This window comes from Bacillus sp. S/N-304-OC-R1 (genome assembly GCF_019749375.1).
GTDB lineage: Bacteria > Bacillota > Bacilli > Bacillales > Cytobacillaceae > Cytobacillus.
The window spans coordinates 40247-64941 of the sequence record NZ_JACWFE010000023.1 but is presented as its reverse complement, the minus strand read 5'-3'; the positions used below and the strand labels follow the sequence as shown (position 1 = coordinate 64941).

Annotated in this window: 24 protein-coding genes; 19 read left to right on the top strand and 5 right to left on the bottom strand. The window is 37.6% G+C overall.

The window, feature by feature from the left end:
• The first annotated feature begins 30 nt into the window (after positions 1-30).
• The 9 genes from H0173_RS17800 to H0173_RS17760 all read left to right on the top strand — a co-directional run bounded on the left by H0173_RS17800 (position 31) and on the right by H0173_RS17760 (position 8425).
• A complete protein-coding gene (locus H0173_RS17800) occupies positions 31-363 on the top strand; it encodes an XdhC family protein (RefSeq protein WP_221847869.1) in 333 nt (110 codons plus the stop codon).
• Positions 364-389: 26 nt separating this feature from the next.
• Positions 390-1211 carry an XdhC family protein gene (locus H0173_RS17795; RefSeq protein WP_221847867.1) on the top strand — a complete coding sequence of 274 codons (822 nt, stop codon included), beginning with the start codon at positions 390-392 and terminating at the stop codon, positions 1209-1211.
• Positions 1208-1837 carry a nucleotidyltransferase family protein gene (locus tag H0173_RS17790; RefSeq protein WP_221847865.1) on the top strand — a complete coding sequence of 210 codons (630 nt, stop codon included), beginning with the start codon at positions 1208-1210 and terminating at the stop codon, positions 1835-1837. Before H0173_RS17795 ends, H0173_RS17790 begins: the two co-directional genes overlap by 4 nt.
• Positions 1838-1926: 89 nt before the next feature.
• Positions 1927-3978, top strand: a complete 2052-nt coding sequence (locus tag H0173_RS17785; RefSeq protein WP_260631249.1) for a sigma 54-interacting transcriptional regulator — start codon at positions 1927-1929, stop codon at positions 3976-3978.
• 17 nt (positions 3979-3995) lie between these two features.
• Entirely contained in the window at positions 3996-4880 is an 885-nt protein-coding gene (locus H0173_RS17780; protein WP_221847863.1) for a 5-oxoprolinase subunit B family protein, read from the top strand.
• Positions 4881-5864, top strand: a complete 984-nt coding sequence (locus tag H0173_RS17775) for a 5-oxoprolinase subunit C family protein (RefSeq protein WP_221847862.1) — start codon at positions 4881-4883, stop codon at positions 5862-5864.
• Between the two features lie 67 nt (positions 5865-5931).
• Entirely contained in the window at positions 5932-6279 is a 348-nt protein-coding gene (locus tag H0173_RS17770) for a PadR family transcriptional regulator (protein ID WP_221847860.1), read from the top strand.
• Complete coding sequence (locus H0173_RS17765) at positions 6260-6898, top strand: HAAS signaling domain-containing protein (protein ID WP_221847858.1); 639 nt, start codon at positions 6260-6262, stop codon at positions 6896-6898. The genes H0173_RS17770 and H0173_RS17765 overlap by 20 nt, the downstream gene beginning before the upstream one ends.
• A gap of 69 nt (positions 6899-6967) precedes the next feature.
• Positions 6968-8425 carry a DUF4153 domain-containing protein gene (locus H0173_RS17760; protein WP_221847856.1) on the top strand — a complete coding sequence of 486 codons (1458 nt, stop codon included), beginning with the start codon at positions 6968-6970 and terminating at the stop codon, positions 8423-8425.
• 28 nt (positions 8426-8453) lie between these two features.
• Here the strand turns inward: H0173_RS17760 and H0173_RS17755 are convergent, their stop codons facing one another.
• Positions 8454-9014, bottom strand: a complete 561-nt coding sequence (locus H0173_RS17755) for a TVP38/TMEM64 family protein (RefSeq protein WP_221847855.1) — start codon at positions 9012-9014, stop codon at positions 8454-8456.
• 211 nt (positions 9015-9225) lie between these two features.
• Between H0173_RS17755 and H0173_RS17750 the strand changes: the two genes are divergently transcribed.
• The 9 genes from H0173_RS17750 to H0173_RS17715 all read left to right on the top strand — a co-directional run bounded on the left by H0173_RS17750 (position 9226) and on the right by H0173_RS17715 (position 19469).
• Complete coding sequence (locus tag H0173_RS17750) at positions 9226-9573, top strand: metal-sensitive transcriptional regulator (RefSeq protein WP_260631248.1); 348 nt, start codon at positions 9226-9228, stop codon at positions 9571-9573.
• A gap of 14 nt (positions 9574-9587) precedes the next feature.
• Positions 9588-9794, top strand: coding sequence for a copper chaperone CopZ (copZ, locus tag H0173_RS17745; protein WP_221847854.1), 207 nt, complete (start codon positions 9588-9590; stop codon positions 9792-9794).
• Positions 9795-9871: 77 nt separating this feature from the next.
• The gene (locus H0173_RS17740; RefSeq protein WP_221847853.1) at positions 9872-12085 is read left to right on the top strand and encodes a heavy metal translocating P-type ATPase; all 2214 of its coding nucleotides are present in this window, start codon (positions 9872-9874) and stop codon (positions 12083-12085) included.
• A gap of 438 nt (positions 12086-12523) precedes the next feature.
• Positions 12524-14218, top strand: coding sequence for a methyl-accepting chemotaxis protein (locus H0173_RS22565; protein WP_221847852.1), 1695 nt, complete (start codon positions 12524-12526; stop codon positions 14216-14218).
• Positions 14219-14871: 653 nt separating this feature from the next.
• On the top strand, positions 14872-15468 hold the full coding sequence (locus H0173_RS17730) for a cell wall hydrolase (RefSeq protein ID WP_221847851.1): 597 nt from the start codon (positions 14872-14874) through the stop codon (positions 15466-15468).
• A gap of 274 nt (positions 15469-15742) precedes the next feature.
• Entirely contained in the window at positions 15743-16447 is a 705-nt protein-coding gene (locus H0173_RS17725; RefSeq protein WP_221847850.1) for a DUF421 domain-containing protein, read from the top strand.
• Positions 16448-16541: 94 nt separating this feature from the next.
• On the top strand, positions 16542-16676 hold the full coding sequence (locus H0173_RS22415; protein ID WP_260631247.1) for an RAxF-45 family protein: 135 nt from the start codon (positions 16542-16544) through the stop codon (positions 16674-16676).
• A 205-nt stretch (positions 16677-16881) separates the two neighbouring features.
• Positions 16882-18759 carry a ribosomal protection-like ABC-F family protein gene (abc-f, locus tag H0173_RS17720; RefSeq protein ID WP_221847849.1) on the top strand — a complete coding sequence of 626 codons (1878 nt, stop codon included), beginning with the start codon at positions 16882-16884 and terminating at the stop codon, positions 18757-18759.
• Positions 18760-18911: 152 nt separating this feature from the next.
• Positions 18912-19469 (top strand): YkoP family protein, encoded by a 558-nt coding sequence (locus H0173_RS17715; protein WP_221847848.1) that lies wholly within the window; start codon positions 18912-18914, stop codon positions 19467-19469.
• A 63-nt stretch (positions 19470-19532) separates the two neighbouring features.
• Here the strand turns inward: H0173_RS17715 and H0173_RS17710 are convergent, their stop codons facing one another.
• The 4 genes from H0173_RS17710 to H0173_RS17695 all read right to left on the bottom strand — a co-directional run bounded on the left by H0173_RS17710 (position 19533) and on the right by H0173_RS17695 (position 23245).
• Positions 19533-20384 (bottom strand): metallophosphoesterase, encoded by an 852-nt coding sequence (locus tag H0173_RS17710; protein WP_396021266.1) that lies wholly within the window; start codon positions 20382-20384, stop codon positions 19533-19535.
• A gap of 100 nt (positions 20385-20484) precedes the next feature.
• Positions 20485-21114: a TVP38/TMEM64 family protein gene (locus tag H0173_RS17705; protein WP_221847847.1), complete on the bottom strand. Its 630-nt coding sequence runs from the start codon at positions 21112-21114 to the stop codon at positions 20485-20487.
• Between the two features lie 138 nt (positions 21115-21252).
• Positions 21253-22233 (bottom strand): TIGR03943 family putative permease subunit, encoded by a 981-nt coding sequence (locus H0173_RS17700; protein ID WP_221847846.1) that lies wholly within the window; start codon positions 22231-22233, stop codon positions 21253-21255.
• Positions 22234-22249: 16 nt separating this feature from the next.
• Positions 22250-23245, bottom strand: a complete 996-nt coding sequence (locus tag H0173_RS17695) for a permease (protein ID WP_221847845.1) — start codon at positions 23243-23245, stop codon at positions 22250-22252.
• A gap of 243 nt (positions 23246-23488) precedes the next feature.
• Between H0173_RS17695 and H0173_RS17690 the strand changes: the two genes are divergently transcribed.
• Entirely contained in the window at positions 23489-24670 is a 1182-nt protein-coding gene (locus H0173_RS17690) for a GTP-binding protein (RefSeq protein WP_221847844.1), read from the top strand.
• The last annotated feature ends 25 nt before the right edge of the window (positions 24671-24695 follow it).

Here is a 24695-nt window from a genome sequence, read left to right as displayed (position 1 = left end):
TTTTATATTTCAAATACAGGAGGGAAAAGGATGACAGATCATGAATTAATTATGGAAGCGATTAACGTAGTGCGGAATTCAGGGAGAAAGTCCGCATTAGCGACGGTTGTAAGTGTTAGAGGTTCAGCGTATAGAAGAGAAGGGGCAAAAATGCTTGTGGATGAGAACAATAATAGGGTGGGGATGATATCCGGGGGCTGTCTTGAAGCCGATGTGGCGGAAGTGGCGAAATCTGTTATGGATTCGGGAGCGCCTATATTGAAAACGTATGATCTTGATGAAGATTTAGTATGGGGGCTTGGACTTGGATGCCCTGGTACAGTAAAAATCTTTATTGAACCGATTAAGCCTTTAACACCATAGTCAAATAATATTGACGGAGGGATAGCATGTTAAATCGATCACCATTTGAAGCATGGTTAAAGAGTTTTGAAGATGAGCAGGAGAGTGTCCTGGCGACAGTTTTGCCAGTTGGTTATACCCCATCAAGGGATGAACCTAGCAGATTATTTATTTCGGGAGAACATTCTGTGATTGGTGATCTTGGAGATGAAGACATCAACCAGCGTGTAATTGAAATTGCAAGAAGGAAGTTAAATGAGTCAAATCCGAAGTCAGAGACACGTGTGTTTACTTTGCCGAATGGAGGGAACATCCATGTATTTATTGATGTGTACATTCCTCCTGCAGAGCTGATGATTTTCGGTGCGGGACATGATGCAATTCCAGTGGCGAAATACGCCGTTTCACTTGGATTCAAAACAACAGTAGTTGATCAGAGGGAGTTTTATAATACTGAGGAGCGTTTCCCTGGTACGAATAGACTTATTGTTAAAACAAACGAGTTTCCTGAAAAAGTTACGATCGGCAGGAGAACGTATATTGTTGTTATGAATCATCATATTGAAAGGGACCAGGAAACATTGAAGTTTGTTTTGCGTTCTAACTCTCCTTATATTGGGGTACTTGGCCCGCGCTCCCGCCGTATTAAAATGCTAAACGCGCTTGAGGAAGACGGTGTCGTTTTTGAAAAGCATGAGCTTGATCGAATGTTTAGCCCGATTGGGTTAGATATTGGTGCTGTGTCGCCGGAAGAGATTGCTCTAAGTATATTAGGGGAAGTTGTGGCTAGGAAGAATGGCCATGAGGGAGGATTCCTGAAAGACTCTGATTATATTCATAAATCTGTAGCAGAAAAGGCAACTGTATGACGGACAATCAGATGAATCCATCGATTTGTGCAATCATACTTGCTGCAGGGACTTCTTCAAGAATGGGAATGCCAAAGCAGCTGCTGCAATTAAATGGGAAGCCGCTTTTAGAACATGCTATTGGAATGGCAGTTTCGGCGGAATTCTCTGAGATTATAACAGTAGTTGGCTGTGAAGCTACTAATATACAAAGAGCTATTACAGTAAACGATCCGCGTTTTCGCTGGGTAGTGAACGAGGAATATTTATCTGGTCAGGGATCTTCGTTAAAAACTGGCATTTCACAAGTGGGAGAGCAGCATTCAGGAATGATGGTGTTTCTCGGAGACCTGCCTTTTATAGAGAACAGGACAATACAATCAATTTACCAAGCAGGTAAAGAAATGCTAAAGGAATATGACACGAGCTTTGTTATTCAGCCCGAATATAATGGAATAACGGGTCATCCTGTATTTTTTGGCCATCCAGATAAGAAGGTTTTTATGGAGTTGAAAGGAGATCGCGGTGCAAAGATAATTATGAATAAAATATCTATGAGGCAATCCATACCTGTGGACGACAGCGGTATTTTATTCGATATTGATACACCTGATGTCTATCATGAAGCGATAAGTCTGAATAAATAGAAAAATTTATATATTTCAACTAATTATTTCCTATCTGAGGCTGGAATCAGTATAATGGGCATATATGAGGCTCGTTTTAACAGGAGGGGTTGAAAAGATTGATTATTTGGAAGGATATTTTAAAACCGATTTCAATCTTTGTTGATGTTCACAGTACAATCGATGCTGTAATTCACCTTTTCTCAATTCAGGATGCAGACATTATTTTTGTAACTGATAAAGGCTCTTTAGTCGGATATTGTACAAAAGAGCTGCTATTAAATCAAATTGCCCAAACTACTGATTTAACACAATTAATCCATTATCGAAATGATATTTTAAAAGTTCCTCAATTTTCACCAGTTGAATTTTATCATAATGTTTCATTAATCATTGGGGTTCATACAAATGATGAAATTGTTGGTTATACGACGATAGAGCAGGCAAGACATCATATGAACGAGCTCCGATTAAAGGATATAAATCTGCTATTGCATGGAGCTGGCGTTGGTATTGTCCGGACCAATACGAGCTATCAAATCGAATTTATTAATGAAACGGCAGAAAATATCCTAGGTATTTCAAGTTCGTTCCTATTATTTCGAAACTATAAAACTCTTTTAACAAATGATAAGGATTTGGATAAGGTTATAGAGGGAGAGACGCTTGTAAGTGTAAATTCTTCGGTAAATTTCAAACAAATTAGCGGTAATTTCTATCCATTGCAGGTAGAAGGGAAAATAACAGGGCTTGTCCATGTTTTTTTCGAGAGAAAGGTTTTTGAGGAGGCAGTTCAGGAATTAGATTTTGTTCGGAACTTGAATTCTGATTTGCAGGCGGTTTATGCATCTTCACAAGAACAAATACTTGTAATTGATGGGAACGGAAAAATAATCCGAGTAGCCGGTATGTTCCTGAAGGATTTTTGGAAAGCGGATACCCCTGATCAAATTATCGGAAAAAATATCACGGATTTTTCGAAAAGAAAAATATTTCAGCCCAATGTGTTTGATCTGTGTAAGAAGCAAAAGAAAAAGGTAACGGCTATTCAAGATTCCGATGGCAGTATTAGGGTCTGGTCAGTAGCCACACCTGTTTATCACGAAGGGAAATTAGAAAAGGTTGTCGTACTTTCTAGGGATATTACCCAACAAAGCAGCTCTCTTCAACAGGAGGAGGGTGCAGATCAAACCTTACATAATCGTCATGAAAAAAGCAATGAAGAAAAGAGGCTAGTTTATCGTTCTAAAAAAATTGAACAGCTCGTTACAGAAATAAAACGAGTAGCCCAATTCAATTCAACGATTCTGCTAGAAGGTGAATCCGGAGTTGGAAAAGAAGTATTTGCCCAAAAAATTCATACAGCCAGTCCACGGAATAATCAGCCCTTTATTCGAATTAACTGTGGAGCCATTCCGGAAAATCTAATAGAAAGTGAACTGTTTGGGTATGAGAAAGGATCATTTACTGGAGCAGATAAAAATGGAAAGCCAGGGCTATTTGAGCTGGCCAATAATGGTACACTTTTCCTCGATGAAATTGGCGAACTCCCTTTGAATATGCAGGTGAAACTATTAAGAGTGCTTCAGGAGAGAGAAGTAACAAGAATCGGCGGTACACGTCCGATTCCAATTAATGTGCGAATCATTACTGCGACCAATAAGGACTTGCGTGAGATGGTGAATCAAGGAGATTTCAGGGAGGATTTATATTATCGATTATATGTCATTCCATTTCGCATCCCTGCCCTTAGTGAACGGAAAGAAGATATATTCCCTCTGACTATTCATTTTCTAGAGAAATTTAAAAGAATGTATGATATAAAAAAAAGCTTTACTCCAGAAGCCATTGAAGTGTTAGAAACCTATGCATGGCCTGGTAATGTGAGGGAGCTCCAAAATATTGTGGAACGGTTAATTCTGCTGACAGAAGGGGAGTGGATTCAGCGGGAACATATCCTTAAAGTTCTGTACGGAGATGTGAAAAAGAAGAAAAAGCAGCTGTTTGTATTAGAACTCATGCCCCTGAAAGAAGCAGTAGAGGAGCTGGAAGCCCAGTTAATCGAACAGGGAATGCAAAAGTATCGCACAGCTGATAAATTATCGAAAGTGCTGGGAGTTAGTCCTGCAACCATTAGCAGAAGGATTAAAAAGCTAAAATAATAAAAGGAGCGGCCGCTATGTTTAATCTGCCTGAGACTCATTTTAATTTTGGCGGGGATGAATACATATATGCTGAAATATCCCGTGATATGAGAATTGAAAGTAATTTTAAAGCCCTCGCTGTAACAGATGAACTGAGAAAGAGGGACATACCAGGAATTATTGATATTGTTTCCTCAAATTCATCCTATTTAGTCCGATATAATCCTGACATTATTTCAGCAAGAGATTTACTAGACTACTTGAAAGACATAGATTTAACGAAAAGCGATCCGACAAAGCTCCACTTTTCAGTGCGTATTGTAGAGATACCGGCGTGGTATGACGATCCCATGTCGGAGGAATTTTCTTACCGCTTTCGCAACAGACACCCGGCGCCTGAATTATCAAATTTCGAATTTGTCATGAAGGTAAATGGCTTTTCAGACAAAGAGGCATTTATTAAAGCACATTCTGATACCCCTTACTTAATAACGATGGTCGGCTTCCTTCCGGGAACGGCCTGGCATTTTCCTCTAGGATTACAGCCTCAAGAAATTATTCAAGCTCCTAAATACAATAGTCCACGCACAGAGACGCCCGAAAGAGGGATAGGGCTGGGAGGGGCTTTTAATGTCATTTATCCTGTAAGCGGTCCTGGCAGCTATCAGCTTATTGGCAGATCGGCTGTTCCCGTATTTGATCAAAATAAGCAGCTGGAGGATTTAAAAGAGACATCCTTTTTAGCTAGACCAGGAGATATTTGGAAGTACCGTCCGATCAATGAATCCGAGTATACCCATATTACAAATGAAGTAAAAATGGGGAAATATCGCTTTAAAATGAAAGAAATTGAGCTATCCCCACTCGAATATGCTGAAAAAGGAAAGCAATACATTCAGGAGTTAATGGAGGACTTTTAAATGATTGAAATAAGGGATCCCGGATTATGGACAACAGTGCAGGATATGGGACGGATGGGGAAATATCATTTAGGCGTTCCTCCATCAGGAGCTGCTGATAAATATTCGTTTATTATAGGGAATCTTCTTGTTGGAAATCCTGAAGACTACGCAGCTCTTGAAATGACGTTGATTGGCGGGGAATTTGTTTTTCATAAAAATTACATTATCGCTTTAACTGGTGCACCAATGGAAACATATTTAAATGATCAGCCTCTTTCCTTTTGGCATACTCATCAAGTAAAGGAAGGGGATGTGCTGAAATTAAAAGCATGTCCGATAGGGGTCAAAAGTTATTTATGCATTTCTGGAGGAGTGAACGTTCCTGATGTCCTCGGTAGTAAATCTACATATGAATTAAGCCGGATTGGAGGATTTGAAGGAAGAAGATTAACAGCAGGAGATAACATTGAAATAAATGAAACATTACCTGGAGCACTTAAACAGGTTGGCAAATCGCTGCCATTAGAATTTATCCCATCCTTTAGTGATTTTCAAGAATTAAGAGTGATGATGGGGATCACTGGATATTTAATGAATGATCTGGCATTAAAAACATTTCTTAATTCTGAATGGACAGTCTCTCATGAATCTAACCGGGTTGCCTACCGTTATAAAGGACCAAAGGTGTCATTTACTGAGCAGCATCCCCCTTTTGGTGCCGGGAATAGTTTTTCTAATGTTGTTGATATTGCCTATCCAATAGGATCAGTTTTATTTACGAACGAAGAAGAATTGATTGTTTTGCAGAATGATGCCACTACAGGAGGCGGGTTTATTACAATAGGGACTGTCATTAGTCAGGACCTTGATTTAATAGCCCAATCTAGACCTTTATCCAAATGCCGATTTATTACCGTCACGATTGATCAAGCCATTCAAGCAAGAGGTGAAAGGAAAAAAAAGCTGCAAACATTAATGGAAATGTTAAAAAATAATTTTTAGTGCTTTACATTTAACTTTTCAACAAGTAGAATTTCTATATACCTAAAAATTCTAGGTAGGTGAAAAGATGTTTAATCGTGAATTAGTAAAAGGAAGTTCATCACTGTTGCTGCTGCAAATGTTAGACGAGCGGGACATGTATGGGTACGAGATAGTGAAGGAATTGGAAAAACGCAGCGGAAATGAGTTTTCCTTTAAAGAAGGCACGCTGTATCCGGCTCTTCATAAGCTTGAAAAACAAGAATACATTGAATGCTATTGGCAGGAGCAGGAGAAGGGACCGGCTAGAAAGTACTATCGTATTACTGAAGCCGGCAGAGAAATGCTTCTTGAAAAAACACAAGAGTGGAATGACTTTGTTTCTGTTATGAACAAGGTAATGGGGAGAAAAAAGCATGGATCGGCTGAAGGCTGAGTTTTTAACCGAGCTTGAAAAGCGTCTTGGAAATCATCAGGAGAAAAAAATGATCTTAACAGAGTATGAGGATCATCTAGATGAGCTCCTATTGGAACTGATTAACCTTAACGATGAAGAAGCGCTTAGGGAACAGGTATATACAAGGTTTGGTACACCAGAAGAAATAGCAGCAATGTGGCAGGAAGAGCTTTCTGTAACACCAAGCAATATGAGATGGCTATTTATTGGGGTGAATATTTTCTTCTTTGTCGGAGGCTCTATTCTTACTGTTGCGCATAATCTGCTAAGTTGGAGATGGCTTACTGGCTTATGGAATCAATTGACTTCCTTCCCGATATTAATTGCACTAATCTATATGCTTTTCTGGGCACTGCTTGGGTATGAAATTGGCAGAGGCTTTGGCCATAAAGGCAGGAAGCTAATGAGAAGAACTTTTTTGCTAGCCCTTATTCCAAATCTATCTCTTATGGTGTTAACCGTTTTCCATATCATTCCACGTGAATGGTTTAGCCCGTTATTGACAGAAACCTTTATAGGAATTTGCATCTTCTTAACATTACTTTTATACCCGCTTTGCCTAATTAGCTATCGGTGGGGAAAAAAAGCTTCTGTGTGAGCTTTTTTTTACCTATATACATAGAATATCTATGTATATAGAAAATCTTTATATAAGGAGGATTACAACATGGATTTTAAAGTTGAAAGAGGAGACTGGCTGTTCTTTTTCCTCTGCTTTTTAACAGCAATTGTTGCGGAGGAGGCATTTTTCAATGACCAAATCGGAGTTTCCTATTTCGTGTTTATTACTGTTTTCTATTTGATGGTTTTCTGGAGGTTTAGAAAATATTCTTTTTCACATCAACGGTTCGGATATTTAATACTAATTGTGATCTGGCTTTTAGCGGTGAGTTATTATTTGTATGATGCGGGTGTTTTTTATGCATTGAATATACTCATTATTCCAGCTCTAGTGATTTTTCACTTAGTTTTGATTACTGCCCCGAAAAAGCTTGAATGGAGCAGGCTGGTTTTTATATTATACATTTTTAAACGGCTAATTGATGGGATTCGTTATAGTGCGATTTTTATAAAATTCGCAAGTAAATTAGGCCAGCGGAACAGTGATAAAGAGCGAAATGAGGTTTGGAAAAAGGTTCTGATTGGGGTACTCCTTTCTGTTCCGATTTTGTTTGTTATCCTGAATTTGCTGATTTCAGCTGATACACAATTTGAGCGGCTTTTAAGCAAGATTCCTGATTTGTTCAACTTTAAAGGTGAGTATCTTTTCCGCTTTATTGTTATTCTCATCTATACATTTGGTTTCTTTGGGTTTCTGCAAGTTCTTCTCAAGAAAAATATAATCATGATCCAAAAGGAATCTGACCTAAAGCCAATTCGTATGGATGGCGTCATTACTTTGACCGTTTTGATCCTTCTAGATTTAGTGTATATCCTGTTTGTTGCTGTCCAATTTAAGTATTTCTTTAGCGGCACGCTGGATGACGGGTACACATATGCGGAATATGCACGCCGAGGTTTCTTTGAACTGCTTTTTGTGACCTTAATCAATTTATCGGTCGTTACAGCTGTTATTCATTTAACAAAACATGCAACTGGCTATTTGAAAAAGACAATCAGCCTTGCCCTCACCATTCTTGTTCTATCGAGCGGGGTTATGCTGACGTCAGCCTTCATGAGATTGACCATGTATGAGGACGCTTACGGCTTTACCTTTACACGGGTACTGGCACATTCCTTCATGCTCTTCTTAATGGTCATCTTTGCCTATACACTTGTAAGAATCTGGCTTGAAAAGCTTTCCTTGTTCAGGTTTTATTTCCTGGCTGCGCTTATTTATTACGCCGGCATTAATATGATTAATATCGATAGGATCGTTGTCGATCAAAATATTGCCCGTTATGAGACAACAGGAAAAATAGATATCCAGTATTTAAATAGTTTATCTTCAACAGGACTCATTGGGCTAATTGAGATTTATGAAAGGAAGCCAGATATTCCAGGATTAAAAACTTTGTTACAACAGCAGAAAATGGAAAAAGAGTATTTGAAGAGCAAGTCTTGGCAGTCGCATAATTTTACAAGGGGAAAAGCATATAAAATGCTTGAGGAATTGGAACTTTAGATATACCTTTTTCAAGCTTAGGATTGGTTTATTTACCAATCCTAATTTTTTTTATTAAATAATATAAAGCCACACTAACAAAAAGAAAAAGAATAATACTTAGCTGAATTTCCCATGTGAATGCAAGGAATTGGCTAACTGAGTATGCTTCAATCAAGAGAGAAGGAATTTTCCCTAATGTGCTTGCAATACTAAAGGAAAGTAAGCTCATTTTGCTGTAAGCTGCAGCTAATGTTACAGCCCCTGATGGGATAAAAGGGAGAATTCTTAAGATAATCACAAGGAATACGGCTTCGGAACCGGTAGTATTTTTTAATTTGAGCAATTGCTTTGATTTTGGTTCTTTAAATCGAGATGCTAGCTTTAATAACCCTTTACGGTATAGCTGGAAACTGACAACTGCACCAGCCGCTTCACCTGCAATTGAAACAGCTACACCCCAGTAGAAACCAAAAATCACAATATTAGCGGCTGTCATGAAAGCACTAGGCAATACACCTGATACGGCAATGAGGATATTTAAAAGAATACTAAACATAAAAGCTATAAATGGAGTAGAAGGAATCCATTCCAATAAATTATCAGCCATTGCATGTTCCTTTCCGGATCACAAGTACATTTAAATTTTCTTTATCTAATTATCACAAGTTTATTCAATTTCATTCCTTTTTTAAATAGGATTATTAGATTTGTATTCAAATGATTAGTTTTTCGGTTAATGAATTTTTGCATAAAATTGTATTTTTTCTCTTTACATACTATACGGGGGTATAATATAATTTGGATTAAGGAGGGATCCTATGGAATCCAATCTAGATGAAGAACTGTTTTGTTCGGATGAAGAAAGCTGTTGCTCAACACAAAGTGAAAGAAAAAGTCACCATTCAGATAAGGTTAAGAAAAATTTAGTTACTCGCTTGAACCGAATTGAAGGACAAATCCGCGGGATAAAGGGATTGATCGAAAGAGACACTTATTGTGATGATGTCATCACTCAAATTTCTGCGACTCAATCTGCTCTAAACAGTGTGGCAAAGATTCTCCTTGAGGGCCATTTAAAGGGCTGTGTCGTGGATCGTCTTCAAGAAGGGGATATGGAAGTGTTAGATGAAGTACTCGTAACCATACAAAAATTAATGAAAAAATAAGGAGCTGTTGAATAATGGAAAAAGTAACATTACAAGTAGCTGGCATGTCTTGCGGTCATTGTGTGAAAGCTGTAGAAGGTGCAGTCGGAGAACTAGCTGGAGTGGAAAATGTGAAAGTGGACCTTGCAAACGGAACAGTTGACGTTGAATATAATGCAAACAAAGCTACTTTAGATCAAATTAAAGAAGCCATTGACGATCAAGGCTATGATGTAAAATAAAGAAGAATCGTGCTAGCAATAGCACGTTCTCTTTTCAATAAAATATACCCCTTATAGGTATAAGGAGAACGGATGAGATGAGTGAAAAAATACAAGAAAGTCAATTTCAAATTACAGGTATGACATGTGCAGCCTGTTCAACAAGGCTAGAAAAGAGTCTTAATAAAATGGACGGAGTGCTTCACGCAACTGTCAACCTTGCTCTTGAAAAGGCAACCATCAAATATAATCCAGCTATAGTTACAACAAAAGATTTTATTACAAGAGTGGATAAGCTTGGCTATGGAGCTAGCGTTAAAAGTGCAAAAAATGAAAAAGAAACAGTCGATCACAGGCTGAAAGAAATTAAAACACAGCAACGGAAATTTATTATTTCTTTAATCTTATCGGTTCCTCTTCTATGGGCAATGGCTGGGCATTTCAGTTTTACATCCTTCTTATATGTGCCAGAGGCATTTATGAACCCTTGGATCCAAATGGCATTAGCCACACCTGTACAATTTTTCATAGGTAAGCAGTTTTATGTTGGGGCTTATAAAGCTTTAAGAAATAAGAGCGCAAATATGGATGTATTAGTCGCACTTGGAACGTCCGCTGCCTATTTTTACAGTGTGTATTTGGCAATTGGGACAATTGGGGGCAATGGAGAAGTAGAAGGACTTTACTTCGAAACAAGTGCTGTCCTAATTACACTTATCATTTTAGGAAAGCTGTTTGAAGCAAAAGCGAAAGGCCGTTCTTCAGAAGCGATTAAAAAGCTGATGGGATTGCAGGCAAAAACGGCTATCGTTGAGAGAGACGGTCAAGAGAAAGAAATTCCTCTCGAAGACGTAGTAGCTGGGGATATTATTTTAGTAAAACCAGGCGAAAAAATTCCAGTGGACGGGGAAATTATTGAGGGACAATCTGCTCTTGATGAATCGATGATTACAGGAGAAAGTGTCCCGGTTGATAAAACGGTTGGCGATTCTGTTATTGGGGCAACCATCAATAAGAATGGCTTTTTGAAAATGCGGGCAACGAAGGTCGGGAAAGATACGGCCTTGGCACAAATTATTAAAGTCGTAGAGGATGCACAAGGCTCTAAAGCACCGATTCAGCGTTTAGCAGACACGATTTCAGGTATTTTTGTACCGATTGTTGTAGGAATTGCAATACTGACCTTTTTAGTGTGGTATTTCTTCGTTGCACCAGGGGATTTTGCAGAAGCACTTGAAAAATTAATTGCTGTTCTCGTCATTGCTTGTCCTTGTGCTTTAGGATTGGCAACTCCGACATCGATTATGGCTGGTTCCGGGCGGGCTGCTGAATTCGGCATACTATTTAAAGGCGGAGAGCATCTGGAAATGACTCACCAAATTAATACCGTCATTCTTGATAAAACCGGAACCATTACAAACGGTGATCCAGTATTAACAGATGTAATAACTGAAATTGATAATCATGAGTTTTTAACTTTAGTAGGTTCCGCCGAAAAGCAATCTGAACACCCGTTAGCTCAGGCAATTGTATCGGGAATTAAAGAGAGAAATATCAATCTGGTGGATGTACAGGATTTCGAGGCAATTCCTGGCTATGGAATTAAAGCAAAAGTGAATGGAAAAGACCTTCTAGTCGGTACGCGACGATTAATGAAAAAATTCAACATTGATATTGAGCATGTTTTAGAAGAGATGAGTTCCCTTGAAAAACAAGGAAAAACAGCGATGCTCGCTGCCATCGATGGTGGCTATGCCGGAATTGTGGCAGTGGCTGACACGATTAAAGAGACATCCCCTCAGGCTATTAGCCGCTTAAAAGGTTTGGGGCTGGACATCATTATGATCACGGGGGATAACGAGCAGACTGCACAAGCTATTGCGAAGCAGGCCGGAGTGGATATGGTAATCGCTGAAGTACTCCCAGAAGGAAAAGCTGAAGAAGTAAAGAAGCTTCAAGCACAAGGCAAAAAAGTAGCGATGGTCGGGGATGGAATCAATGACGCACCTGCCTTAGCCATTGCAGATATTGGCATGGCGATCGGGACCGGGACAGATGTTGCGATGGAAGCAGCTGATATTACGCTAATTCGTGGAGACCTTAACAGTATTGCTGATGCTATTTTCATGAGTAAGAAAACAATCCGGAATATAAGACAAAACCTTTTCTGGGCATTTGCGTATAATACACTTGGAATTCCAGTTGCGGCACTAGGTTTTTTAGCACCTTGGCTCGCTGGAGCAGCGATGGCATTTAGTTCAGTATCCGTTGTCTTAAATGCACTTCGTCTTCAAAAAGTAAATTTGCGGTAATTTTTAGATACCCTTTTAATGAAGGGTATTTTTTGTTTTCCATTAATTTAAAAATATTTGGGTATAAAGAACGAAATTTCAGAAAACGTGTAGAAAAATGTTGAATTTTGTTGAAAATTTGGGAAAAAAGGAATATATTTATTATTAGATTAAAGTAATTATAAATTAGTAAAATGTAGGAAAATGTCTATAAAACTGTACAGAAAATTAAGTCTAAGGGTCTAAGTCGATAAAACAACATTTCTATTACTATGGTTAACTAGTAACTTAAACCCTTGGTTATTCTATTTCACTAGAATAATCATTTTTTTGATTTTTTTCAAAGTGGATATTGGCAGCAAAAAATATTATGGTGCCATTTCATATTAGGGATATACCTGATAGAAAGCGAATATTTAATGCTTTCATCTAAAAAATATTTTAAATGGAGTGTTTATTGTGAAATTAACCATTGGTAAAAAGTTAATTGGATCATTTTTACTAATTGCCATTTTATTAGGAATTACAAGCGTCATCTCCTCATATTACTTAAAAATGGTAGATGAAGCTTACTCTGATTTAATTGGAAGAAGAGCAGTCATATTATCGAATGTACAAAAATTACAGATTGCCATTTCAAAAGAAAATAGTAATTTGCGTGGATATATGCTTACAAAGGATAAGGATTTTTTGGATCGTTTAACTGCTGCCTATGACAGTACAAATAATATATTGAATGATACTTTAAAATTAACTAAAATTAAGGAATTTGAAGAAGAATTAAAAGAAGTAGAAAAAATGAATAATGATTATAAGAAGAATTATGATCAAATGATATTGATGATTCAGAATAATAAGCCTGCAGAGGAAGTAACTGATTATTATATGACCAAGGTATTGCCTTCAGGAAGGCAGCTTGATCCGGCAATAGAAAAGCTGGCTAATGAGCAATCGTCATCAATGGATACTGCGAGTATGGAGAACTCGAAAATAGTTAATGGTGCCATTTCGAATACTACTATCCTTAGCATAATTGCTTTTATATTAGCTATTGTGATTGGCATTATTATTTCGAGAATGATATCTAAGCCTGTCGTAGCAATGGCAGCTGCAGCAAAGAGAATTGCACAGGGTGATTTAACAGCTGAGAATATTCGTGTGAAGAATAAAGATGAAGTTGGGGAGATGGCTCAATCATTTAATCAAATGACTGGAAATCTCCGACAATTGGTAGAGCAAATTAGCATAAGTTCAGCACATGTTGCATCCTCAGCAGAAGAATTGACAGCAAGTGCTGATCAATCAAGTCAAGCTACTGAAACGATTACGCAAACGATTCAGGAGGTAACAGCTAGTGCTGAACTTCAATCAAGAAATGTTAATGAAAGTGTTGTGGCAATAAATGAAATGTCATCCGGTGTGCAGCAAATTGCTTCAAGCGCTCAGGTAACATCAAGTCTTTCCGTACAAACCTCGCAAAAGGCATTAGAGGGAAATCATGCTATCCAATCAACTGTTCATCAGATGGATATGATCCAAAAGACAATGGAAAACTTGTCCAAATCGGTAACGGAAATGGATCAGCGATCACGGGAAATCGAGAGTATTGTTGAAGTCATAACAGATATTTCATCCCAGACAAATCTTCTTGCCCTAAATGCAGCTATTGAAGCAGCAAGAGCAGGTGAAGCTGGCCGCGGGTTTGCGGTTGTGGCAGATGAAGTTCGTAAGCTGGCTGAGCAGTCTACTCAATCGGCTGGACAAATTGCGCAATTGGTTTTAACAATAAAAAATAATACAGATTCAGTTGTGGAATCTATGGAAATTGGTGTTAATGAGGTAGACGAAGGAATTCGTGTTGTTCATACGGCTGGACAATTATTTGAAGAAATTAAGCAAAATATTGACCAGGTTTCCAGCCAAGTTCAAGAGATTTCTGCAGCCTCAGAACAAATTTCCGCAAGTACAGAACAAGTTGTTACGTCAATTGAAAGTATTTCTGAAGGATCTAAAACAGTTGCAGATGAATCACAAAATGTAGCGGCTTCAACTGAAGAACAGCTGGCATCCATGGAGGAAATTGTTTCATCAGCCTCTTCTCTAACCAAGATGGCGGAAGAACTGCAGAAAGAAGTTGGAAAGTTCTCTTTGTAATTATGGAGAAAATTAAAAGAATGGCCTGATAGAGTAAAAAAATTGCTGATATTTTCTGGGGGTTGATGGTGTATTTTGAAAGTCGCGGATATATCGGGAAAGTCGCGGATATAATCCGGAAGCCGCGGATATAATCCGGAAGTCGCGGATATATCCGGAAAGTCGCGGATATAATCCGGAAGCCGCGGATATATCTGGAAAGTGGCGGATATAATCCGGAAGTCGCGGATATATCCGGAAAGCCGCGGATATAATCCGGAAGTCGCGGATATAATCCGGAAGTCGCGGATATAATCCGGAAAGTCGCGGATATATCCCGAAATCTCCTATATATATCATAGAATCTAGTGTTCTATGAGCTTTTACATTCAAATAGTAATGCTTTTCTTTGCTAATTATGTAGTATTTAAGTAAAAGTACTTACTGTTACGGATTTGAAATATGAATGTCATATTTAGTCCATATGATGGATACGCAGTGAGAAAAATCTTATTATAGCATTTAGCTATTTTTTACCACCGATCAGTCTATCCTATGTGCCATAGGGGGATAAATGGCCCTCTTCTTTAGTGCCACATTTTGGACAAGGATTCACTATGTTACATATGCTAGCCTTTTATTAGATAGCTTTTTACGTAATAGGAGGTACTAGCATGAAAAAAATGAAAAAATTATTAATAGCAGGAGTCCTGTCTCTATCACTCTTTGGATTTTCAGGACAATCGGATGCAGCAGTTAATACACATAATGTGAAACAAGGGGAGACTTACTGGACAATTGCTCATCAATATGGAGTGTCTGTGCTTGGTTTAAAGAATGCAAATAACAAAACAACAGATCTGCTTTATGCGGGAGAGCAAATTCGTATTCCTAATACTCAAATTTCAGCTGCGGATAAAGAGTTGCTTGCTCGTCTTGTGCATGCTGAAGCGAAGGGCGAGCCTTATGCTGGTAAGGTAGCCGTTGCGACCGTCGTATTAAATCGCTTAGACAGCCCGCTTTTTCCGGATACAGTTTCAGGAGTTATTTATCAAAAAGTAAGTGGCTACTACGCCTTTACACCGGTTCAAAATGGAGCTATTAATAGTGCACCTGACCAATCTTCTAAAAAAGCAGTAGACGAAGCGATAGCCTTTAGAGGTCAAGGAAATGGATCGTTATATTTCTTTAATCCAAAAACATCAACAAGCAAATGGGTCTTTTCTCGCCAAACGACTGTAATGATTGGAAAGCATAGATTTGCAAAATAAACTCAGAAAACACCGTCCTTGGTGTTTTCTTTTTTTGGGTGTTCCCAGAGCAAAGTCGCCTGATTATATATGTAGGTCCTTAGCAGATTTAGTCGGAATGCGGTGGCCTATATCAATAAACCATCTTTCTCTGAGTGAAGTAATTGAAATCAAATATAGTATGGTTCAACATGCATTTTTTCATCCATGCTAGTCGAAGTCTACTAGTAATTACCCTTTTATTTTTCGGGCATGTTATCAATAGCAAATATATAAATGTCCGGAGGAGAAGGGTATGGACTTTTTTTATAGTCAAGAAACATTGACTACGATGCAATGGATATTAAGATCTGTTGTCACGTATGGTTTTTTGATCATTATCGTAAAAGTTATGGGACGCCGCTCCATTTCGCAGCTAAATTTCCTTGATTTTGCCATAGCGATTGTCATTGGCAATATTATTGCCCATCCACTGTCTGACGAAAAATTAGGGCTAAAAGGGTCCATGACGACTATGACTGCACTTGTTATTTTATATATAGTAAGTGTTTTCCTTACATTAAAATCAGTGAGAATCAGAAAATTTGTTTCACCTGACCCGCTGCCTCTAGTTAGAAATGGACAATTTCTTTACAAATACTTAAAGAAAGCAAGATTATCAGTAGATTACATATTATCCGAGGCAAGAAAGGAAAAAATCGATGATCTAAAAAAAGTCTCCTTGGCATTATGGGAGCCTGATGGGACCATTTCATTTTTTGTAAGTCCTAACAACCAAACGGTTACTAGAGGAGACTTAAATATTATAACGGACCCTTTTGATTTTCCCATAACCGTTGTGAAGGATGGGAATATTGAAATGCCTGTTTTGAAACAGATAGAAAAAGACGAAAACTGGCTGATCTCAGCATTAAAAGCAAATCATAATGTAGAGCTTCAGGATGTATTATTAGCGACAATTGATAAGAAAAATGAATTAAAGATTTTTCTGTATAAGTAAACAAGTATTATACTGTTTTGTCATTTTTTACTTGAAAATGTTTCTTTTTCAGATTAAACTGAAATTAATAATAGTGAAACGGAGGTGGGGAAGAATGAGTCAAGCTGTTTGTACGCGCGGATTTTGGATGGAATTCATTTACATTTACCGTGCGATTTTTGCTTGTATTGCTGTTAACGGGATCAGTCTGCCCTTTTTTAGCAACTTAATAGCAAATATTAAACAGTGAACTCATCTCTAACCCACATTTTAAATGACGGAATTAGGAGGGCGTTTCATGCTCTCCTTTTTTTGATCGATATCGGTTTGTGCAAGCCATGGGGGAAGTGTCGTCCTATGGCTTTTTTTGTTGTTCGAAAATGAATGATTGTATCGAAGTCACTTGCGAATTGTCAGTTGGGTTGGAGAGGAGCTGAATATTAGGAGGAAACAAAATGATAGCATGCAGTGTAAATCAAATTGGAAAAATGTATGGTGGAAATACAGTATTTGAGAATATTTCTTTTGAAATTCATGATAGAGACCGAATTGGATTAGTGGGAAGAAACGGCAGTGGAAAAACGACATTGTTTAGAATGTTAGCAGGAAGCGAGTTGCCGGATTCAGGTCAAATTCATTGGAAAAAAGGAACAGAAATTGGTTATCTGGCACAAATTCCAGTCTATTCAAATCATATTACTGCTAGAGGCGTTTTACTAAGTGCATTTTCTTCACTCACAGAAATTGAGAAGAGGATGAAGGAACTCGAAGAGGAAATGGGAATGGAGCCGAACCCTGACCAGCTTGAAAAATTAGTGGAAAAGTATGGCGATCTGCAAGATCAATTTATATTAAATGGCGGATATGAAATGGAAGCAAACATAGAGCGGGTGGCTAATGGCCTTAATATCAGCCCTTTATTAGAAAAGCCTTTTGGAAAATTAAGCGGAGGAGAAAAAACGAAGGTGGGACTTGCTTTTATTTTGCTTAAGCAGCCTGACTTATTATTGTTAGATGAACCAACAAACCACCTGGATTTAATGGCTGTCGAGTGGTTAAGCGGATACTTAAAAGAATATAGCGGGACCATCGTTGTTGTTTCTCATGATCGTTATTTTTTAGATGAAGTGGTGAACAAAATATATGATTTAGAGGATGGAGAAATTCACTGTTACCAGACGAATTTCACTGGATTTGTAAAGGAAAAGGAAGAAAGGCTGCTTATTGAATTTCAAGCCTACGAAGAGCAACAGAAAAAAATAAAGAAAATGAAAGAGGCTATTAAAAGGCTGCGAGAGTGGGCTAATCGTGCGAACCCTCCAAATGAGGGGCTTCATAAACGGGCTCGTAATATGGAAAGAGCGCTTGAAAGAATGGAGAAACTAGATCGGCCTCAATTAAACCGCAAAAAAATGGGGCTTGAAATCGAAGCGAGTGACCGTAGCGGTAAAGACGTGGTATTCATGAAGAATGTTTCAAAATCCTTCGGTGACCAGCTCCTGTTCCAATCAGTTCAAATGCACATTACCTACCGGGAACGTGTGGCAATAGTTGGAGAGAATGGATCAGGGAAATCGACATTATTAAAGCTGATTCTCCAGGAACTGAAAGCAGATCATGGAGAGGTGAAGGTAGGCAGTAATGTGAAAATCGGCTACCTATCTCAGCAGGTTTTTATGGAGATGAAAGATGAAACCGTTATAGAAGCTTTTCGTAACGAAGTACAAGTTACAGAAGGGGAAGCTCGTCATATTTTGGCCCGCTTTTTATTCTACGGTTACCAAGTGTTTCAAAAGGTTTCCAAGCTAAGCGGGGGAGAACGAATGAGGCTTCGCTTAGCGCAATTAATGTATCAAGAAATCAATCTGTTAATTCTTGATGAACCAACGAATCATCTGGACATTGAATCAAGGGAAGTATTGGAGGAAGTCCTCGAAGACTTTAAGGGCACAATTTTAGCGGTGGCTCATGATCGATATTTCCTTAATCGGCTGTTTGATAAAATTTATTGGATTGAGCGAAAAGCAGTTTACGGATTTGATGGGAATTATGATTGGGCGAGAGAAAAGATTAAGAATGTACAGGACATCCAGCTTCACCCCAAAGTTACTGAAAAAATGAAAAGTAGTCCTCCTTTAAAAGAAGACAATGTTCATCGAAAGATTGATCAGCTTGAAGAAGAAATAGAAAAAGTTGAGGACCGGCTGTCTGAGCTGGATAAGCAATTAAACCAGGAGTCGGACTTGCAAAAAATGCAGGATCTCTTTCATGACATGAAGCAGCTTGAAGTGAGACGGAATGAGCTTTATAAACAATTAGAACTAACCGAATAGCAGAATGAAAAGCCTTTGTCTAATTGAAGCAGGACAAAGGCTTTTCTATTTTCTGATTGCCAATCGCAAGCGGATTTTTCCACAAATAATATTGCCTTTTCAGATGAAAAATAACATTAGCAGGAAAAATCAAAAAAGGAGTGTCAAGAAGTATGAGAAGTTACGTTCTGTCCATTTGGAATATGCTTGATCCCATTTATTTTTCCTTTACTCGGCTTAAAAACATTTCGTATGAAGGGGCAGACAGTAATATTTTCAGAATTCGGATTACAAAATATAAAGGAAGAGCTACCGTACTTTCTGATGGTACAAAAATAAATAAAAATGATACTCTAGTCAAAATCCATCTTCATAACGTCAAATTACTGAAGGAATTGAAGGACATCAAAAGTGAACTTAAAAAAGCAAAAATTATCTACCGTCACGTACAAAAAGCATTGCCAGAACTAGAAAAATACGTTCGAAACAATTGTCATTATTCAAAGATAAAGGGGGTTGTGGGAATTACCTTTTTAAACAAAGGCTGTGAACGGCTTGGTTTTGAAGTAGTAAATATTTCTAATCCTATTTATAAATGGTTTAAATGGGCAGCATTTTTACCGATAGAGCTTTTATCAAATCCAAATTTTTCTTGGTGCATGATAAAGAGCAGAAAGCCCAATTACCTATTTATGTCCACTGAAAAATTAATCAAACTGTACAGAAATTAAAAAGAACTTGGCTGGAGCCAAGCTCTTTTACACGTTATTTTTTTTACGGCAAGCTAAGAACTTCTATACAGCTTTAATGGCTTGAGAAACATTTGCAGGTATTGTTACTTCATGAAACGTAATTTCCGGACGGCTTCCTACACGGATATTAATGCCCGTTTGCCCAAGCCCCTCGCTAATATAATAAGGCTTTCCATCTTGTACATGAAATCCTTTCACGATATTCATTCTCGCAAGCTTGCCCATTTTCACAAGGTGATAGGCTTTAGGATAGCAAATTTGACCGCCGTGAAAATGCCCGGCAAGTAAATAATCGAAATGATAATTCTTCATATGGAGAACAATATTTGGATCATGTGTTAAAACTAAATTAGTTCCTTCAGCAATTCCTTTATAGGAATTACTTAAATCGCTTCGTTTTGTACTGAAATCATCGATGCCAATAAGGTTAACCCGATGACCATTAACTATGATCGAGTCATTTTCATTTTTCATAACCTTGCAATTATATTCTTCAAGTGTATTGATTAGTTTTTTAAGATTTTGATTCCGTAAAACATAATCGTGGTTCCCTAGTACAGCATACATTCCGTATTTTGCTTGCAATTGATTTAATACTTTTAAATATGGAATAAGCTTAGGAATTGTACGTTTACGGTCAAGAAAATCACCGGTTAAAGCAATTAAATCTATAGACTCATTTTTTACTTTTTCATAAAGTTGTTCAGGAGAAATTGAAATGTTTTCTAGATGTAAATCAGAAAGGTGAAGAATATGGAGCTTTGGATGCTGTTGATTCTGTAAATCTTTATGAACAGATATTTTATTTATCACAATATCCTTTGTGTTTTTATTAGCCTTTTTAAAAAGATAAAAAAGGAAGAACGCTAATCCAGCAGAAAGTAATATCATCAAATTGTATCACTCCTTCCATGACTCGAATTATACATGAAAAACTTCGCCACTATTACAAGTAATAGATGGCAGAAGAGCCATGGAGAGAGTTACCAAGAAATTAATTCTGCTTAGAGCTTTGGGCAAACCACTGTCTGTAGATCAACACGATAAAAATAAGAAATAATAAGTATAGTAGTACCCCTATGAATAGATGAAAAATAGAGGTGAAAATCTGCTCTCCGCTGAAAGCTATCATGAACATTGGGGGGATGAGCCCAAATGCAGTAGCCAATAAGAAAGTACGGAATGGAATCGTGCTGATTCCTGTATATGTATTCACGATTGGTGGCGGAAAGATAGCAATTAACCTCATAAGGAGAATGGCAATAAAGGCATTTCTTTCAAGCATCGTATGAAGTCTTTGAATTCCTCTTACACGTTCCACGTAGCCCATGAAAAAATTCCGAAAAAAAATCCTTGATAAAAAGAAATAAAGAACCGCGGCTGTTACACCACCAGTCCAATTGATAAGAGTCCCTATTACGACACCATATTTAGCCCCCATTAAACCAGCAAAAATAGTAAAAGGAATAAAAGGGATGGCGGCTAATAGGAAAGAGAGTACGAACATGACGGGGAGATCCGAGGAATCACTCTTGTGAACCCAATCTAAAATGAAATTTTTATAGTACAGTCCAGCTGCTACTATAAAAATATAGAACAGTAAAATCCACCATTTTTTATTCATAATTGTCCTCGTTCATATGAATTGATTTTATTATTTTTATCCGAAAATTCCTTTGTCATTCATATGATATTTTTTGTTAAGAACTATCAAAAAAGCCGAAAAAACAATCATAAGTGTTTTTTCGGCATGAGGACGTAATTAAAAAAGTCTCACATTTATCGGATAAATATAAGGTTTTTGAGGATCGGGTATCTCTTTCCAACTTGTTATCTTTATCAGAGGGAGCTCAATTCCATCGTATGTAGTTACATCTAGTATACCCTTTGCTTCTATCCATGTGTCTGTTTTCATGGAGGAAGCATCAGGATGCTCAGAAAGAAAACCGACAATGCTCGCATCTGCGACACAATGAGTGATTAAAAACCTGGCAAGGACCACCTGATCTTGTTCAAAATCATCTTCTTTATACACAAATCCCGTTAATTCAATCTGTTTGCCTTTATACTTCTGGATATCCATATGAATATCCTCATAATATGTTGAAAAAACCGACTCCTCCATCACCACATTCGGCTTTTCTGATAATGTTTTGCGCAATTCTTCATAATCATCCTCTGACATTTCCTCCTGGCTTGCTAAGAAAGGATCCAATAAATGTTCTTGAGCGAGAGAATTTTCAGAAGGATTTTTAGGTTCGGGTATTTCAGATGGCTCAGTTAATTCTTCCTCATTTTTTTCACTGATTCCTTTATTTTCAGATGCTTCCTTTTGATTCGTGATAATCGCCATTCCGCCTTTTTTATTGGCGATAGAGGCATCAAGCACCTTTGGCGGAAGCAGGAAACCTGTCAATAAAGGAAAAACAATGATCATATAGGAAACAAGCTTTTTGAAATTGAATGGTGTCTCGCCATGATCATGATGGCAGGCATGATCTTGATGATGACAGCAGTCGTCTTCATGGTGGGAGTGCTTGTGATGAATATGTTTTTCAGACCAAATTCTGGTCAGTTGAATGAAAAACAAAACGATAAAAATAATAGCCGCCGTCAGACTTAACCCTAAGTATTTAGGATTAATATATTTCGTCATCTCACCAGTATAATGAAGCTTTAATATGAAAATTGAAAAGGTCAGTAGAATGAATGCTCTAATGGTCTGCTGAAAATTAAAATTCATGAAAGCCTACCTCCTCCTAAACAAAGCTGGACATTAAGAATATTGTAATAAAGACAATGAGCGTGATAATGACTACTACAGCCATTACAAATTTAAAACGGAAAACACTCAGCATCATGAGTGTATTTTTTAAATCCATCATCGGTCCATAAATTAAGAAGGCCAAAATAGATGAGGTTGGAAAAATGCTGCTAAAGGATGCGCCAATAAATGCGTCAGCCTCAGAACAAAGGGACAATACATAGGCTAGTCCCATCATAACGGCAATGGATGAGAGGGGACCGTTTCCTGCTTCCAACAGTGTTTTTGCCGGCAAGTAGGTTTGAACAAAAGCAGCTAAAAAGGCTCCCATGATTAAATATTTCGCCATATCAAAAAACTCATCAATGGAATGAGTAAGCATAGCCCATAATTTAGCTAAAAAATCATTTTTCTCTGTTGTATAGGAGTGAAGGGTTTGAACAGATGATTTGAATTGATTTCCTTTGAAAAAAAGACTAACTGCAAAAGCTACTATCACGGCAATTATAAATCCTAGTCCCATGCGCAATCCTGCAATTTCAGCATTATTACCAAAGGCCATATAGGTGGAGGCGATGACAATCGGGTTAATAAGGGGTCCAGTCAGCATAAAACCGATGCCTGCATATATAGGTACACCTTTTCCTATGAGCCTTCGAACGATGGGCACAATTCCACATTCACAGGCAGGGAATAATGCCCCGATGATACAACTCATCATGACCGCTAAAGTCTTATTCTTTGGAATGCATTTTCTAATATGCTCTTCTGTAACGAAAATCTGAATAATTCCTGCAATTAGAACGCCTATTAATACAAAGGGCAAGGCCTCTATTAAAATACTAATAAAAATGGTATTAAGGTTTAAGATCGATGAAGAAAACGAAAGCGAATCTTTAAAGCTCGAACCAAATGATATCAGATAGAGGGCAAAGGCGATGATTAATATTCCAGTCAAATCAATAATATGAGAACGAAAAAGCCGAGGCATAATAAACTCCTTTTCTAAGTTTTTGATAGGGATGCAATAACATTTGTTAATCGTAATAATTACGCTTTATATTTTACAGTAATTGTATGAAAAATTAAATAGAAATATGAAATATTCAATTACCTTTTTATTTCTCCTGAAAACAATAAAAAAATTTTTCAATTACAAGTTGCATAATTAAAAACAATGTACTATTATTTAAATCGTAATCATTACGATTAATAATGAAAACGAGGTGAAGGTATGAAGGATAAAATACCAGTAACTGTTCTTAGCGGATATTTGGGTTCCGGGAAAACGACTTTGTTAAACCACATTCTATGCAATCGGGAGAATAAAAAGATTGCGGTTATTGTGAATGATATGAGTGAGATCAATATAGATGCAACGATGATTAAACAAGGCGGATTCTCAAGAACCAATGAAAAATTAGTAGAGCTTCAAAATGGATGTATTTGTTGCACTCTTAGAGAGGATTTAATAATAGAAGTTGAAAAGCTTGTGCAAGCAGGAGATATTGATTACATATTAATTGAATCAACTGGCATTTCAGAGCCAATTCCAGTTGCCCAAACTTTTACGTATGTAGATGATGAGCTGGGTATTAATTTATCTCAATTTTGCACACTAGATACAATGGTAACAGTCGTGGATGCCAACAGATTTTGGCATGACTTTTCTTCAGGAGAAAGCTTGCTGGATCGTAAGCAGGCTATGGATCAATTTGATACACGTGAGGTTGTGGACCTGTTAATTGATCAAATAGAGTTTGCTAATGTCATCCTCCTTAATAAAATCGATTTAGTAGATGCAGAGAGTGTTCAAGAGCTTAAGGCCGTTCTTAATAAGCTGAATCCAGAAGCCAAGATAATTGATAGCATTTTTGGATGCGTGGAATTAAATGAGATTCTAGATACTAACCTGTTTGATTTTGAAGAGGCTAGTCAAGGAGCTGGCTGGATGAAGGAATTAAATGAAGAGCATATTCCTGAAACAGAGGAGTATGGCATATCATCTTTCGTGTATCGGAGGAGAAGACCATTTCATCCTGAGAGATTTACAGAATGGCTGGAAAACTGGCCAGAAGACATCGTTCGGGCTAAAGGATTTTTCTGGTTAGCTACTCGAAATAATATGACCGGGTTATTGTCACAGGCTGGACCATCCATCATCCTTCAAGGTGCAGGAGAATGGCTGGCAGCATATCCTGAATCAGAGCGGGAACAGATTTTAAAAGAGGAGCCTGAGCTGCTAGAGAAATGGGATGACCAATTTGGTGATAGAATGATTGAATTAGTTTTTATCGGGGTTGAAATGAATCGGGAAGAAATTGAAGCTTCCTTAGATAAATGTTTACTAACAAATAGTGAGATGCACATAGACTGGAATGAATTGCGGGATCCACTTCCGCCTTTTATCGCTTAATATTAATTTGAAGGAGATATAGAAA